This is a genomic window from Plantibacter sp. MDV22-iso1 (genome assembly GCF_058408345.1).
Window position 1 is genome coordinate 1,619,093 of the sequence record NZ_JBZVDY010000001.1, and the last position, 15,649, is coordinate 1,634,741.

Below are 15,649 nucleotides of genomic sequence, written 5' to 3' on the forward strand. Positions count from 1 at the left end.
GGGTCATTCGGCGAGCGCGGCGTCGAGGGCCGCGCAGATGTCCGAGGTGCTCGCCGACTCCGCGTAGGCTCCTGCGGTCGCCTTCGCCCAGGTGGTGGTGGCGGTGTCGGCGACGTAGTCGTCCGGCAGGACGGCACGCTGGCCGGTGTCGCTCAGCCCGAGCGCCTGCTGCAGGAGCGGGTCGGTCGCGGCCGCGGAGAAGTCGGTCGTCAGGGGTGAGACGAGCGAGGCCTCTGCGACGAGCCGCTCCTGTGCCTCGTCGGAGAGCAGGAAGGTGACGAGCTTGCCGACGGCGTCGAGGTTCTTCTCACCGTTCGGGCTGATCCAGAGCCCGCTCCCGAACTCCGAGTAGTAGGAGGGGCCGGTGAAATCGGAGTCGGCCGGCACCGGTACTCCGCCGATGACGACGTTCGGCTTGATCTCCTCGGGGACGTTGCCGAAGCCCCATGAGGCGTCGGAGTAGATCGCCGCCTTGCCGGTGTAGAAGTCGGTCTGGGCGAGGTCCACGGTGTACCCCTCCGCCTTGTCGACGAAGACGCCGCCGTCGCGGAGTGCGACGAAGTCGTCGATGCCCTGCTTGGCCGCGTCGGAGTCGCACCAGCCGCCCTTCGTGAAGAGCTGGGCGGCCTCGTCGGCACTGACGTGCGTCTGCGCGATCTGCGCGAAGAGTTTCTCGCCGCTCCAGTCGGAGCCGCCGATCGCCCAGGGCGTGATGCCCTTCGCGCGCAGGGCGCTCGCGAGCTGCAGGAGCTCGTCCGTCGTCGTGGGTGGCGCGTCGAAGCCCGCCTGCTGGAGCAGCTCGGTGTTGTACATGACCGGCCACGTGTAGCCGTTCAGCGGGATGCCCATGAGCCCGCCGTCGGCGTCGGACCAGGCGTCGACCGCGTCCGGCTTGAGTCTGTCGGTGATGCCCCACTCGTCGGCGTACGGCTTGGCGTCGACGACGCTCCCGTTCTGCAACCAGTCGAGATTCTGGTAGCGGTTGGTGAGGACGAGTTGTGCCTCGCGGCCACCGGCGAGCGTGGTCTCGTACACCCGGTTCGTGTCGTCGCCCTGCTCGATGACCTCGACGGAGATCCCGGTGTCCTGCTTGAACTGGTCGAAGAGGGCGAAGAACGCCCTACCGCTCGCGGTGTTCTTGGACACGTTGGACAGAACGGTCACCGTCTTGGGGTCGATCTCGGCTCCGCCGCCGCTGCACGCGGTGAGTGAGGCGCCGAGGATCGCCGCTGTGGTGAGGGCGACAGCAACGCTGCGTGTGCTCTTCATGTGCTTCCTTGCCATGGGGGTCGGGGCGTCGCGGGTCGAGACGCCTCTCGGGAACGAGACGCTACCGTGCCGGATCGGCGAAGTCAATGATACGTTTAAGCTCATTGTCCCAAGCAATGAGCGGGCAGTAGACCTTTTTACTTAATTCTTAAGCAATCTGGAGGCATCCGTGGACACCGTCCCGCTGCGAGATCACTGGCTGCTCGAGGTCGGGAAGCACCCGCGACGGGACGAGGTCGCTCCGGTCCCCGCGGTCGTCCCGGGAAGCGTCCACCAGGACCTTCTCGCCAACGGGCTGATCGACGACCCGCTGCTCGGCCTGCACGAGATCGACGCCCTCTGGGTCGGACGGCGATCGTGGCGTTACCGTCGCCCGTTGGCGCTGACAACCGACGCCGAGCGGGTCGACCTCGTGTTCGACGGGCTCGACACCCTCGCCACGATCACCGTGGGCGACACGGTCGTCGGCAGGACCCGCAACATGCATCGGCGGTACCGATTCGACGTGACCGACCTCATCGGTCCCGACGACCGCGAGCTCACGGTGGACTTCGCGTCGGCGCAGGAGTTCTCGGACGCGGCCGCGCGGGAGCTGGCGCCGGCACTGCCGAACGCGACCGGAACGACCTTCCAGTACGTCCGCAAGATGGCCTGCAGTTACGGCTGGGACTGGGGACCGGTCCTGGCGACGGCGGGTATCTGGCGAGAACCCCGGCTCGAGGCCTGGTCCACCGCCCGCATCTCGGGGTTCCGCCCGCAGACGACGCTGACGGGCGGCGTCGGTGTCGTGGAACTCGCCGTCGAGCTCGAACGGACCTCGTCCGGCGCCGGCCGGCCATTGGACGCGGAGATCACGGTGACGTCCGACGGACGACGCACCACCCGCACGCTGCGGATCGACGTCGACGAGTTGCGCGAGACGATCCACATCGACGAGCCGGCCGTCTGGTGGCCACACGGCTACGGCGAACCGCGTCTGTCCGAGCTGACCTTCCGGCTGTGGGATGGTGACCGTCTGCTCGACGAACGGCACCACCGGATCGGGTTCCGCTCGGTCCGCATCGACGAGACCGAGGACGATCACGGGCGCGCGTTCACCCTCGTCGTGAACGACGTACCGCTGTTTGCGCGCGGGGTGAACTGGATCCCCGACGACCTCCTCCTGGCGCGCGTCACCCCTGAGCAGCTCGACGAGCGCCTCGGGCAAGCCCGCGCGGCCAACGTCGACCTCGTCCGGGTGTGGGGTGGCGGCGTCTTCGAGGACCGGCACTTCTACGAGCGCTGCGACGAGCTGGGGCTGCTCGTCTGGCAGGACTTCCTCTTCGCCTGCGCCGCGTACCCCGAGGAGGATCCCCTCGCCGGTGAGGTCGAGGCCGAGGTCAGGGACAACCTGGACCGGCTGTCGCCGCACCCGTCGATCGTGGTCTGGAACGGCAACAACGAGAACTTCCTCGGGCACGAGAACTGGAACTGGAAGCCGCTCATCGGCGATCGGACGTGGGGCCGCGGGTACTACCTCGACCTCCTGCCCCGGCTCGTGGCCGAGCTCGACCCGTTCCGGCCGTACACGGCGGGCAGCCCGTGGTCCGGTTCCGAGGAACGGCATCCCAACGACCCGAGGTACGGCAGCGTCCACGCGTGGACGAAGGACGACTACCTCGCCTACCGGAACACCGCGCCGCGCTACGTGTCCGAGTTCGGCAACCAGGGGCCGGCCACCTGGACCACCCTGGTCGACGCGATCGGCGGCGTTCCCGCGTCACCCGAGGCCCCGGAGTTCACGCACCGTCAGCGGATGGTCAACGGGAACGCGCTCATCGGCGAATCGATCGAGCGCCACTTCGGCGGTGCGGCGGATCTGGCGAGCTGGCACTTCCTCGCGAGCCTCAACCAGTGCCGCGCGAACCAGACGGCGATCGACCACTGGCGCTCGAGGTGGCCCGACACCGCGGGAGCCGTGCTGTGGCAGTTGAACGACTGCTGGCCCGCGGTGTCCTGGTCGGTGATCGATTCGGCGGGGCGGCCGAAGCCGATGTACACAGCGCTCCAGCAGTCCTTCGCGCCTCGGACGATCAGCGTGCAGCCACGGGACGGACGCCCGGTGCTCGTCGTCGCGAACCAGACGCTCGAGCCGTGGTCGGACGAGTTCGTCGTCCGGCGGATGAGCCTGTCCGGCACCGCCCTGGACCGTCACACGCTCCCCGTCACCGTCGAGGCGAACAGCGTCGCGATCGTCGACCTGCCGGCGAGGCTCACGAGCTGGACCCATCCGAAACGGGAGTTCGCGGTGGTCGAGGCGGCGAGCTCCGGTCAGCGCGCCTGGTGGTACGGCGTGGAGGATCGGGACTTCGAGCTCATCCCGGGGGCCCTGGACGTGGCCGTGACCCGCTTCGACGACCACGACGAGTACCGACTCACCGCAACCTCGCTCGTCAAGGACGTCCTCATCCAGCCAGACCGCGCCGGGGCCGTGTCCTGCGACGCCGAAGGGTTCTTCACCATGCTGCCCGGCGAGGTGAAGGTCGTGCGGCTGTTCGCCTCGGGGAGTGCAGCGTTGCGGCTCCCTGACGCGGACGGCGACCCCTGGGTGGTGGCCAACCTGAACGACGTCCTCGCCCGCTCGCGCAGCGGTCCCGGTGCGCAGGTCGCCGGTGTGGCGGCCGTGCGGCCCGACGAGATCGCGACCTCTGGACCGGCTGCGAGCTGACGTGCGGGAGCCCACTTGAGGGACCTCGGGCGGGCTCCCGCACCTAGGCTGGAATCGAACCGACACAGCTCTGGGAGGTCGCTCGATGAGCCAGGAGTACGACGCCGCTGCAGCGAACGGTCTGGCGATCGCCCTCCGTGCACCCGTCCCCTCGGACCGACTGCAGGCCGCACTCGCCGCGGGCACCACCCCGAGGACCGCCTACATCGAGGTGCTCGTCGACCGCTGCGCCGTCGAGCCCGACTTCTTCGTGCGCGACATGCTCACCTGGGCACTCGTCCGGCACGACCCCGAGGTGACCGTCCCTCGCCTGATGGAGGAACTCGGGTCGGTCTTCCCACAGGCACGCAGCCAGGCGCTGCACACCCTCTCCAAGACCGGAGACCCACGCACCTGGTCGGCCATCACCCTCGCGTTGCTCGAGGACGAGGAGGATCAGGTCGCCCGTGCCGCGTGGCGCACCGCTGCCGGGGTCGTCCCCGAGCGGGAGGCGCCGGCGCTCGCCGAGCTGCTGACGAAACAGTTCGGCCGCGGCGACCGCGAGGTGCAACTCAGCCTCACTCGTGCGTTCACCACGATCGGCGAGCCCTCGCTCGAGCCCGTCGAACAGACGGCCGCATCCGAGGCGTTCGAGCGAGCGGCCCGTGCGCACGCTCGCGCGACCGCCCGGATCCTCCACGACCCCGAACTGGACTTCGACGAGGCGATGCAGGAGGCCCAGCACGCGCTCCGCCAGGGTGACTGACGAGCGGGCGGCCAGGCGGCCCCGCCCCGTACACTCGACGGGTGCGGGGATCTGACAGCGTGAGCGAGTCGGCCCTCGACGAACCCGACCTCCGCATCCCGGACCCCACACCACGGCACACGCCGTTGTGGACCGTCCTGTCCGCCTGGCTGCTGCGGGTCGAGCGGTGGTTGCAGTCACGTGGCGGCTCCCGCCTCCGCAGGGGCCTGCGGCAGCTCTGGGGGCTCGTCGCCATCGGCGGGCTCATCCTCCTGGTCGGCCCGGTCATCAACCCTCCCCTCACCCTCGACGACCTCACCGAGGAGGCGTCCGACGTCACCGACACGTGGATCGCCCGTTCCTTCGCGGCCGACTACCGCGTGACCACCGGTGAGGACGGCCGACTCGTCACCGACGTCGAGGAGCGCATCGATGCGTTCTTCCCGACGGACCTCGACGACCGCACCATCGAGCGGGTGCTCGCCACCGAGTACCAAGGGCACGCCCTCGACCCGTCCATGATCTCGGTGACGCTGGACGGCGTGGAGCAGGACGTTCGCAGGGAACGCGCCGCGGTCTTCCTTCGCCTCGTCGTCGACCCCGGCGAGCAGCTCACGGGCGATCACGAACTCGTCATCCGGTACCAGCTCTCCGATCTCGCGTACGTCGACACCGATCCGGCGACCGGGCGACCGGTCGACCTCCTTCGCTGGGACGTGTTCGGCCCCGATCTGCAGCAGGCCGTGGCGAAGCTCGACGTCCGGGTGACCATCCCGCAGGAACTCGACGACCGTCTCGTCCGGCAGCCCCGAGGCTCGCTCGCGTGGACCCTCGTGGGCGCCGGGCAGTGGCTGACCCCGGAGCCGGACGCCCCACCCGGCGAGGTGGCCTACGCCTTCACGAGCGACGACGCGGCCCCGCCGCATGCGCAGGCGCGCTTCACCATGCCGTTCGCGGCGGGCTCGATCACGATGCCGCCGCAGTCCTGGATCTTCTGGGTCCAGACCTTCGGACCCGTCCTGCCGATGCTCGTCCTCGCGGCGACGCTTCTGCTGTCGTTCGCGGCCCGTGCGGTCGCGTGGGGTGATGCCCGGGGACGTCCGTGGTACCTCGCGCAGTCGGAACCGCCGGACGGCATCTCGCCCCGCACCGCGGCGCACCTCCTCCGATCGCCGGCGACGATGGAGCTCGCCGAACGGCTCAAGGACGCCGCGATCAGCGGCACGAAGCAGCAGGCGAAGCGACAGGCGCGTCTCGTCGCGGCGGCGGGCGCCGCCAAGCGGTCCGGCCGGCTGGGCGACCGACCCCGGGCCCTGCGTCGGTACCTGGCCGGGCCGGAACGCGCCGGGCAGGTGCGCGACGGCCTGCGTCGTGTGCCGACGGGCTTCGTCCGCGACTGGTTCATCGCCGCACCGATCGCGCTGACCATCCTCCAGTGGGGCATCGTCCGGCAGCTCTCCCACCAGGCCGTGCTCGCAGTGGTGTGGTGGCCGCTCGCCTTCGTCGTCCTCTCGACCGTCTTCGCCGTCATCGTGCTCGCGATCGCCCTGACCGCCCGGCCGCTCACCCGCAAGGGGGCGCTCCTCAAGCAGCACCTGCTCGGCATTCGCGTGTTCGCCGAGCGGACGCAGCTGCTCGATCGCGCCAGCCTGCGCGACAGGCTCCTGCCCTACGCCGTGCTCGGCGCCCCGCCCCGGGCGACCGGCCGGCGGGTGGCGGCCCTGATCGCGCCGGAGGTCACGATGCCGGCGGCCGCGGCCGATCGCGCATCGCGCGCCGACGGGTCGACAGCGGGCTTCCTGACCGGTCCGCGGATCGCCGTCCGGGTGCTCGCCGTGCTCCTCGTCGTCGGCGCGATCGTCGCGGTGAGCGTCCTCCCGGCTCCGTCCCTGGAGCCCGAGACACCCCGTTCCTACACGGGTGACATCCCCGGATCGACCCTCACGACGATCGCGACAGCCGACCTCGACGCGGAGCTCACGAGGACCGACGGCGACGGAGCGCGACTGCGCGTCACCGAACGCCTCGGCGTGGACTTCTCCGACGAGGGTGCGGTGCCCGGTCAGGTGGTGCGCGAGTGGCCCGCGGTCGTCGACGGTCAGGACCTGGGCCTCACGGTCGACGGCGTGACGATCGACGGCGAGGACGCGCCGTTCACGACGGAACTCGAGGACGGGCGGCTGCTGCTCCGGACGACCTTCGAGGACGTGCGCACCGGTCTGCACGACGTCGTGATCGAGACGACGTCCACGAGGCCGGCCGTCGTCGCGACCGTCGACGGCCAGGACGTCGACCGGGTCAGCTGGGTCGCGCTCCTCGACGGCTGGACGAGCGGCGTCGCCTGGGACGAGGACGTGCAGCAAGGCCCGTTCCGACTGTCCTTCAGCGCCGACCGCGAGCTCCTCGACGACGCCGTCGACGCCGGGTGGACCCCCGCGGATGCCGGGAGGTGGCTGCCGTCGGCTGACCCGGGTGACACCGGCCGGGCGACGGCGACCGTCGAGCTCGAGCCTGACAGCGACGGTCGATGGCCGCTCGACGTCCGGAGTGACGACCTCGGCGTGGTCCTCGACCTCCCCTTCGGGACGGTTGCGGGCGTCGATGCTGGAGCACCGATGTCCGCTCGGCTGGCGGTGCTGTGGCCGGCGCTCGCGGCGATCACCCTGTCGGCGATCGCGGTCATCGGTGCTGTGCTGGGCGTGGCCGGGGCGGTGCGACGCCGCGGTCGAGGTATCGAGGGCGAGCCTGGGGCGGCGCGTGACGCTGTGCGCTGGCTGGCCCCGTCCGCCATGATCGCCGCCCTGGTGGTTGGCGTCTGGATGTTGAACGGCATCCCCGCCGACGACCCGTTCGGTGGGCTCCTCCTCGCTGCGCTCGGCGCGGGTGTCCTGTCGATGCTCGTCTGCTGGTTCGTCGCCCGACGATTCCGAAGCCGCCGCTGACCCCCTCTCCCCTGACGCCAGCGCGGTGCGCTGACGCCACCGCGCCCCACACGCGCGAGCGCGCCCCTCCGGAGACCCGCGCTCACGCACACGACCCGCGCCCACGCCCACACACCCGCGCTCACGCCAGCGCACCGCGCTGGCCGAAGGCACGGGGACTCAGCGCGGGGGCACGGCGAGGGAGGAGAGTCCCTCGTCGATGCGCGCGACCACCTCCGGGGGCGCCGCGACCGCCGCGAGCTCGGCACGCAGCGTCCGTCCCGGCACCCAGCGGATGTAGGCGTCGAACTCCTCGGCGAGCGCCGGCTCGGCCTCCCGCAGGACCGCCGAGACGAGCGCGCCCACGCCGCGGTGGTCGATGAGTCGCGCCAGGTCGTCGTCGACCCCCAGGGCGACGGGCCGTTCGCCGGTCGGGAGCAGGACGGTCCATCGATGCGTCCCTGAGGCGACCTCGAACACGGGCCGGTCGGGAAGGCGGACCTCGGCGCTGCTCCCGGTCGGGACCGTCGCGCACACCGTCACACCGTCCGGCACGCGTTCCCAGGCGACCGCCGCGCGGCCGAACGGGGTCTCGTGCACGACGGACGCGTGCCGGAGGGCTTCCGGGAACCACGGTCGCACGAGGATCCGCCGGTACCCGGGTGCGGCGGGCGCGAGGCCCCCGATACGGCGGTGCAGCACGTCGGCCACGGCACCGAACGCGCAGTGGTTGAGGGACACCATCCCGGAGGGATGCACCGAACCGTCCGGCCGGATGGCGTCGGGCCGTTCCCACACCGTCGTCGCGCCCTGGGTCACCGGATACAGCCACGACGGGCAGGCGGTCTGGAACAGCAGGCGCTCGGCGGCCCGTTCCTGGCCGTGGTCGAGGAGCGCGTCGAGCACGAACGGCGTCCCGAGGAACCCGGTGGCGAGGTGGTGTCCGCCGGCACGGAGCAGGGCGGCGAGTCGTTCGGCGAGGACGGTCCGGCGCCCTACCGGGGCCAGGTCGAACGCCAGGACGAGGGCGTAGGCGGTCGGGGTGTCGGACATCAGCCGGCCGGCGGGGGTGAGATAGGCGTCGCGGAAGGCCCGGCTCGTCTGCTCGGCGAGTGCCCGCGCCCGTTCCGCGCCACGGTGGTCCCCGGCCTCCTCGAGCGCGGCTCCCGCGAGGCGCGCGGAATGGACGTGGAACGCGGTGGCGACGAGGCCGGGATCCGTACGCGCCTTGTCCGGACGGCTCACCGTCGGGTCCAGCCAGTCGCCGTACTGGAAGCCCCGCTCCCACAGCCCGGAGGGGTCGGCGCGCTCGGCGCACGCCTCGACCCAGGCGAGCATGGATGCGGCGTGGCGGCGCACCACCGCCAGATCGCCGTACCGGTCGCGGAGTACGTCCGGCACCATGGTCACCGCGTCACCCCAGCCCGCTGCGGCGACCTCGCTGAACGAGCCGAGCGGGTTCGGCACGACGGTCGGGACGACCCCGCCGGCCGCACGCTGTTCCAGGGCGAGATCGTCGAGCCAGGACGCGAAGCAGGCGTCGACGTCGAACAGCGACGCCGCGGCTGCCGAGAAGACCTGCGCGTCGCCCGTCCAGCCGAGCCGCTCGTCCCGCTGCGGGCAATCGGTCGGGATCGCGAGCGTGTTGCCGCGGACGCTCCACACGACGTTCTCGTGGAGGCGGTCGAGCGTCGGGTCGGAGGACGAGAACCACCCGGTGCGGCGCAGCGCGGACTGCAGGACGACGGCGCGGACGTCGTCGGCTCCGACCGACTCAGGCACGCCACGCACCTCCGCATAGCGGAAGCCGTGGAAGGTGAACTCCGGCTCGACCCAGCGCGGGCCTCGGCCGTCGGCGACGAACCGGTCGGTCGCCGACGCGGCACGCAACGACCGGGTGTACAGCTCACCGTCCTGGAGCAGTTCGGCGTGCCGGAGGATCACCTCGGTCCCCGCCGGTGCGTCCAGGCGGAGCCGGAGCCGACCGACCAGGTTCTGACCGAAGTCGATGATCGTCCCCGTGCCGTCGGGGTTCGGCCACACGGCCACGGGAGCTCGTTCGTCGACGACGCGCACCGGCTCGACGTCGGCGGCCTGCACCTGGACGTCGGCGGGGAACGGGTGCACCGCCGCGGCGAGCCACGGCTCGGACCCGTCACCCCGACCGTCGACCTCCAGACGGAGATCCCAGGTCTCCCCGGCGTAGAGCCCGCTCTGGACGAGGGCGGGCGCAGGGTCGACGAGCCACGCGCCGTCACCTCCCACCCGGACCATCCGGCCGTCCGCGCATCGCAGCTCGAGTCGGAGGGAGACCGCCGGCTGCTCCCCGTAGTGTCGGCGAGCGGTCTCGCCGAAGCCGTAGCGCTCGGTGAACCAGCCGCCGGCGACCCGGACGGTCACGACGTCCTCCGCCCCCGGGGTGAGCAGCGCGCCGACCTCGGTTCCCGTGACCGTGAGCCGATCCCGGTAGCTCGTCCAACCGGGCTTGAGGACATGGTCGTCGACGTCGACGCCGTTGATGGAGACCTGGTGGACGCCGTGCGAGGTGCTCCACAGCGTCGCCGACACGAGGTCGGCGGGGACGGTCACGACCCGCCGCAGGACGAACGGCCCGGCCTCCCGCGTCGGGGCGGGGTGGGCGAGGAACGGCTCGGACCAGGGCGCGTCGAGGAAACGGGTGACGAAGCGGAGCGGCGGACTCCACTCCGACGCGGTGCCGTCGACGCCGTCGACACGGACATCGAGCCGATGCTCCGAACCGGGCGCCAGCGGTGCGAACGGCCAGCGCTCGAGCACCCCGTGGGGGCCGAGCTCGCGCTCCTCGACACCGTCGAGTCGTACGACGGCGCGGGCGCCGACCCAACCGGGCTCGGCCTCCACCGTCCACGAGACAGACGGATCGGGGACCGCGGCGACGGCGACGTCCCGCCGTCGACCGACCCGCAGGCCGGTGACGACGGGACGGCGAGGCGTGCCGTCGGTCACGGTCGGTGGCCACTCGCGCGTCGGCCACGCGCGACGACGAGCGCCCCGGCGGCGAGCGCCCCGAGTCCGAGCATCGCGAGTATCGCCGTGCCGTCGACTCCGGTGCCGGCGAGACCGCGCGTCCCGGACTGGGCCGTCGACGCGGCTCCTCCGTCCAAGCCACCCGAGGTGCCGGTACCCGTGCCCGTCCCGGGCTCGGTGCCCGGATCCGTGCCACCACCGGTACCGGCCGCCGGCAGGAGCCGCACGGGCAGGAACTGCGCGGAGTCCTTCTCGGCCGCGATGCCACCGCCCCAAGCGAGGTACCCGTCGCGCCCCTCTCCGTCGGCCTCGTTCACGATGAAGGCACTGCTCAGCAGTGCCGCGTCCGGACGGACACCGGTGAGCCGCACCCAGGGCACCGCCACCTCGTACACGGTCGTCGCGGCGGCGTCGTCCCGTTCGACGGCGACCCGCGCTCCCGCGACCGTCCCGGGACCCTCGCCCACCGCGAGCCACCGGTACAGCTGGGGCCCGGCCGGGGTCAGCGCAATCCCGAGTTCATGCCATCCGGTGGCCGATCCCGGGGCACCCGCTGCGACGGTGAACTGCACCGAGTCGCCCTGCCAGATGTTCGCGCCGGCCGCCGGCTGGTCGTGGACGTCGTCGGTCACCTCGACCGACAGGAAGAGGTCGTCCTCGTCCCAGGTGTACCAGGCCCGCGCGGACTGGTCGTCAGCGGCACGTCCGGTGGCCGCCGGGACGATCGGCGTGAGGTCGTCGAGGTCGTCGAGCACGCCGTCCACCTCGATCGTCCGATGCGCGGCGTCGACCGCGGTTCCGAGGTCGAGGGGCACGACGACACCCGACGCCGTCAGTTCGCGCCCGCCCACGAGCGCCACGGCGCTCCAGTCCGTGCGACCGGCGAGACCGGCGAGCGGGAGATCGGCGGTCGCCGACTCGTGTGCCGCGACCGTCACCCCGTCGAGGAACGTCTGCGTGGAACCGCCGAGGTCGACGGTCAGTCGGTCGATCGTGACCGGCTCGCCCGAGGCGTTGTCCACGGTCAGGCGGAGTGCGCTGCCGTCGGCCAGGGCGACCTGATCGCCGACGAGCGTGACGGGTTCCCCGACGGTGGTGCGTGCTGTGAGGCGCCCGAGCTCGACGTCGTCCTCGAGGAGGGTGGCCTCGACGAGCAGCTCTCCGAGCGCGCTCGCCGGTGGCAGCTCGACGACGACGCTTCCGGTGGTCCCGGCGGCGACCGTCTGCGACGCCTCCTGGCCGTCGTCGAAGCCGAGCACGACGGTACGGTCGGTGGTACCCGCCCGGTTGTCCATGGTCCACCTCGCGGTGACCGCCTGCCCCAGGTAGGCGGGGTCGAGCGTCAGCGCGGTCTCCGAAGCGGTCACACCGGCCACCTCGCCCTGGACGTACACCGGGCCCTCCCCCAGTTCGAGCAGGATGCTCGTGCCGTCGCCGGCCGCGACGGTGCGCGACGCGCCGTACAGGTCCGTGATCACGACCTCCCCGCGCAACTCGAGGGTGACCGCCCGGTCCGAGGTCGACCAGAGCGCATGCAGTGGCCCGTCGGGCGTGTCGAAGGAGACGTTCCAGAGATCGGCGACGGAGGTGTCCCGTCCCGTGGCCGTCGCGTCCAGTAGCAGCCCGGCCGCCGTGGAGTAGGAGACGAACGCCGGCTTCGGGGTGAACGCGCCCAGCGGGTCCTGCGGGTGGTGCAGCAGGCCGAAGTTCTCCTCGGTCTCCTGCGCGTCCACACCGTCGTTGACGAGGTCGTAGATGAAGGTCCGCTGCACGTCGTGCATAGCCATGATGACCGCCGACTTGGCGATGTCGGCCGCCTGCGACGACTCGGAGACGGCTCGGGCGTTCGTGCCGGTCGGCCAGCCGAGCTCGGTCACCCACAGGGGGATGGACTCGCCGCCGTTGTACTGCCGGACCAGCGCGTCGACACGGCTGAGGGTCTCGTCGAGCGCCTCGGCCCCGACCGGGTAGCTGTAGGGGTGCAGGACGATGCCGTCCAGGTATTGCAGCGCTCCGAGACGGAACGTCTGTTCGAGCCAGTCGGTGTTGAGGTTCGCGACCGCGGGACCGATGACCGGCAGCTCGGGGGCGACCGCCTTCACGGCGGGGGACGCCGCGGCGAGGAGGTCGACGTAGTGCTCCGGGGCGACGTTGGTGTTGCCACCGAGCCCGAGGTCCCACTCGTTCCAGATCTCGAGGCCCGTCGACATGTCGCCGAACTCGTCGGCCATCGCCGCCGCGTACGCGGCGTACGCGGACACGGCTTCGTCACTCACCGGTCCGTTGCCACCGTCGTAGAGCGGGTTGCCGTAGCCGGCGAGGAGGAGCGGTTTGACGCCGGAATCGCGTGCAGCATCGAGGAACTCGGCTCGCGGGCGCGACCAGTCGTAGACACCTGGGGTCGTCTCGACCTCGCTCCAGTACACCTCGTCGCGGAACTGCGCGACACCGCCGACCGCGAGGGCGCCCATCGAGGCCGGGTCCCAGCCCTGGCCGTAGTGGGTGGCTGCACCGTACCGCCCGGTCGCCGTGGCGGCGACGTCGGTCTCGGCGAGGACCGCGAACGTCGTGGTGCCGGAACCCACCGACTCGCCGGCGGCGAGGCCTTCGACGGACAGCGAGAACCATCCGCGACCGGGTGCGGTGAGTTCCAGCGCACCGTCGGCGTCCTCCTCGCCTTCGTCGACCACGCGTCCGTCCCCGTCCGTGACGGTCCAGCGCACCGTGTCGGCACCGGTCGTGTAGGGGAAGGCGAGCGGATCGCGCTCGGTGAACAGGTTGCCGAGCGTCCCCGGCGTCAGGGCGAACCCGGAGGGGGCGTCCGCGGCCCGGACGGTGAGGTCGTCGACGAGCAGGCGGGCGGTCGGCTGGGCTGTGTCCGCCCGAGCCCACCCGTTGACGACGAAGCCGACCTGCCGCGCCGGGCCGTGCCATATCCCGTCACCAGCGCCGCCCCAGGCGCTGTGACTCGGCTCGGTCACGGGCGATTGCAGGGTGAGCTCCTGCCACCCGTCGGACGCGGGGACCGGGAGGAAGCTCTGGTGCGTCTGCCCGGTCGCGTCCACGAGCTGGACACCGACGGTGGTCACGTTCTCCGCGCGGACCCAGAACGACACCGCGTCCAGCGGAGCGTCGTCCAGCGAACGGACGGCCATCTCCCAGCCGTCCACCGTGCGCGCTCCGGTGTCCAGGAGGACCTCGACGGCGCCCGCACCCGTGTGGCCGTCGGCGGCGATGCGCGGAGCACTCGGCGCGACCGACGTCCCGTCGAACGCGACACCCGACCAGCCCACGAGATCCTCGACGGGGATCGTCGTCTCCTGCGCCACCGCCGCGGTCGGTTGCGCCAGGGCGCCGACCGCGAGGAGGACCCCCAGCGTTGCTGCCGCGAGCCGCCGCGGCTGCGACGGGCGTCGTGTTCGTTCGGTCATCACTGTCTCCTCGTTGAGCGTGCCCCGTCCGACGGGGAAAGCGGTTTTCCTGACGAAGCCTGCCGAACCATCGGGCCCACTGTCAAGCACCTCTTCGCAGCAGCGATTGAGCAAGATCGTGGTGGAAGTCCGCTTTGACGAACCACCGTCGAACCTGCTAGACATCCGTAGAGCAATCGCTTTTCCTCTCACCCGAGCATCGAACGAAGGAGTTCACATGACTGGACGCATCCGCGCAGCAGCGGCTGTGCTGGTGATCGGCGGCATCGCCGTCGCAGCGGCGGGCTGTTCGCCGCAATCGTCGGAATCGGCCGACGGCAAGACCACCATCGAGGTCGGCGACCGCCCGTCGGCGGACCGCCCCGAGGACCGCAAGTACTTCGACGAACGCGTCTCGGCGTTCGAAGAGGCCAACCCCGACATCGACGTGAAGGCGGTCGAGACCGCCTACGACCCGACGACCTTCCAGGCCCTCGCGGCCGGCGGCAGCCTTCCGGACGTCCTGAGCGTCCCCCTCACCGAACCGCAGGGGCTCATCAAGCGCGGCCAGGCCGCCGACCTCACCGACACCCTGGAGTCCGAGGGCCTGCTCGACTCGCTGAACCCGGCGATCCTGAAGCTTGCCTCCGATGCGGACGGCAAGGCCTACGGCGTCCCCACGAACGCCTACTCGTTCGGCCTCGTGTACAACCGCGCCCTGTTCACCGCGGCCGGACTCGACCCCGACGCACCGCCGACCACCTGGGACGAGGTCCGCACGGCCGCGCAGCAGATCACCGCGAAGACCGGTGCCGCCGGCTTCTCGGTCCTCACGACCGCCAACACGGGCGGGTGGCAGTTCACCGGCATGACCTACTCCTTCGGCGGGACCGTCGAGAACGCGGACGGCACGAAGGCCACCTTCGACGACACGCCCTCCGCCGACGCGCTCGCCCTCCTGCAGGCCATGCAGTTCGAGGACGGCACCCTGCCCGCGAACACCCTCTACGACGCCGACTCGCAGGGCCAGGACTTCGCCGCGGGCAAGATCGGCATGATGATCGGAGCCAGCGACCGCTACTACGGCGTCGTGCAGAACCTCAAGCTCCCGGCCGAGGACTTCGGCATCGGTGGGATGCCGCAGGACGGCGGATCGAACGGCACCCTCTCCGGTGGCAGTGTCCAGATCGTAGGCCCGAACGCGACCGACGCCGAGCGCACCGCCGCGGTGAAGTGGATCAGCTTCCTCTACCTGCAGCGCTACTTCGACCAGGACACCGCCGTCGCCGACGCCAAGGCCTCGAACGAGGCCGGATCCGTCACAGGCCTCCCCGGCCTCGCGGTGGTGAACGAGGAGGCGTACGACACCTACTTCGACTGGATCGCCGACTACATCAACGTGCCGTCGGCGAACTTCACGCCCTACCTCGACGCCTCGGCGGAGATCCCGGTCGTCGCCGAGCCGGTCAACAACGCGCAGGAGGTCTACGGCGCGCTCGACACCGTCATCCAAACCGTGCTGACCGACCGGAACGCCGACATCGACAGCCTGCTCTCGCAGGCGAGCACCGACGTCCAGGGCCGACTGACGCGCTGACCACCCTCCGGGGTG

Annotated in this window: 7 protein-coding genes; 4 read left to right on the forward strand and 3 right to left on the reverse strand. The window is 71.4% G+C overall.

Features of this window, described 5'->3' with window-relative positions; all coding sequences use genetic code 11:
- Positions 1–3 precede the first annotated feature (3 nt).
- Positions 4–1,269 carry an ABC transporter substrate-binding protein gene (locus AC4PMY_RS07835; RefSeq protein WP_071261266.1) on the reverse strand — a complete coding sequence of 422 codons (1,266 nt, stop codon included), beginning with the start codon at positions 1,267–1,269 and terminating at the stop codon, positions 4–6.
- 169 nt (positions 1,270–1,438) lie between these two features.
- Here AC4PMY_RS07835 and AC4PMY_RS07840 point away from each other — a divergent pair, with 169 nt between their 5' ends.
- From AC4PMY_RS07840 to AC4PMY_RS07850, 3 genes are all read left to right on the forward strand, one after another.
- Entirely contained in the window at positions 1,439–3,976 is a 2,538-nt protein-coding gene (locus AC4PMY_RS07840; RefSeq protein ID WP_491622372.1) for a glycoside hydrolase family 2 protein, read from the forward strand.
- A gap of 85 nt (positions 3,977–4,061) precedes the next feature.
- Complete coding sequence (locus AC4PMY_RS07845) at positions 4,062–4,721, forward strand: HEAT repeat domain-containing protein (protein ID WP_064295938.1); 660 nt, start codon at positions 4,062–4,064, stop codon at positions 4,719–4,721.
- 41 nt (positions 4,722–4,762) lie between these two features.
- Positions 4,763–7,642 carry a DUF2207 domain-containing protein gene (locus AC4PMY_RS07850; RefSeq protein ID WP_491622373.1) on the forward strand — a complete coding sequence of 960 codons (2,880 nt, stop codon included), beginning with the start codon at positions 4,763–4,765 and terminating at the stop codon, positions 7,640–7,642.
- Positions 7,643–7,801: 159 nt separating this feature from the next.
- On the opposite strand, the gene AC4PMY_RS07855 is transcribed toward AC4PMY_RS07850, so the two are convergent.
- Both AC4PMY_RS07855 and AC4PMY_RS07860 read right to left on the reverse strand, forming a co-directional pair.
- A complete protein-coding gene (locus AC4PMY_RS07855) occupies positions 7,802–10,606 on the reverse strand; it encodes an alpha-L-rhamnosidase (protein ID WP_491622374.1) in 2,805 nt (934 codons plus the stop codon).
- Positions 10,603–14,058, reverse strand: coding sequence for a sugar-binding protein (locus tag AC4PMY_RS07860; RefSeq protein ID WP_491622375.1), 3,456 nt, complete (start codon positions 14,056–14,058; stop codon positions 10,603–10,605). Before AC4PMY_RS07860 ends, AC4PMY_RS07855 begins: the two co-directional genes overlap by 4 nt.
- A gap of 217 nt (positions 14,059–14,275) precedes the next feature.
- On the opposite strand from AC4PMY_RS07860, the gene AC4PMY_RS07865 reads away from it, so the two are divergent.
- Positions 14,276–15,634 (forward strand): extracellular solute-binding protein, encoded by a 1,359-nt coding sequence (locus AC4PMY_RS07865; RefSeq protein ID WP_491622376.1) that lies wholly within the window; start codon positions 14,276–14,278, stop codon positions 15,632–15,634.
- The last annotated feature ends 15 nt before the right edge of the window (positions 15,635–15,649 follow it).

What these genes read in the sequence shown, in the direction of transcription:
- AC4PMY_RS07835 (WP_071261266.1), bottom strand. Translation starts at nt 1,269, where the DNA reads ATGAAGAGCACACGCAGCGTTGCTGTCGCCCTCACCACAGCGGCGATC.
- AC4PMY_RS07860 (WP_491622375.1), bottom strand. Translation starts at nt 14,058, where the DNA reads ATGACCGAACGAACACGACGCCCGTCGCAGCCGCGGCGGCTCGCGGCA.
- AC4PMY_RS07865 (WP_491622376.1), top strand. Translation starts at nt 14,276, where the DNA reads ATGACTGGACGCATCCGCGCAGCAGCGGCTGTGCTGGTGATCGGCGGC.
- AC4PMY_RS07845 (WP_064295938.1), top strand. Translation starts at nt 4,062, where the DNA reads ATGAGCCAGGAGTACGACGCCGCTGCAGCGAACGGTCTGGCGATCGCC.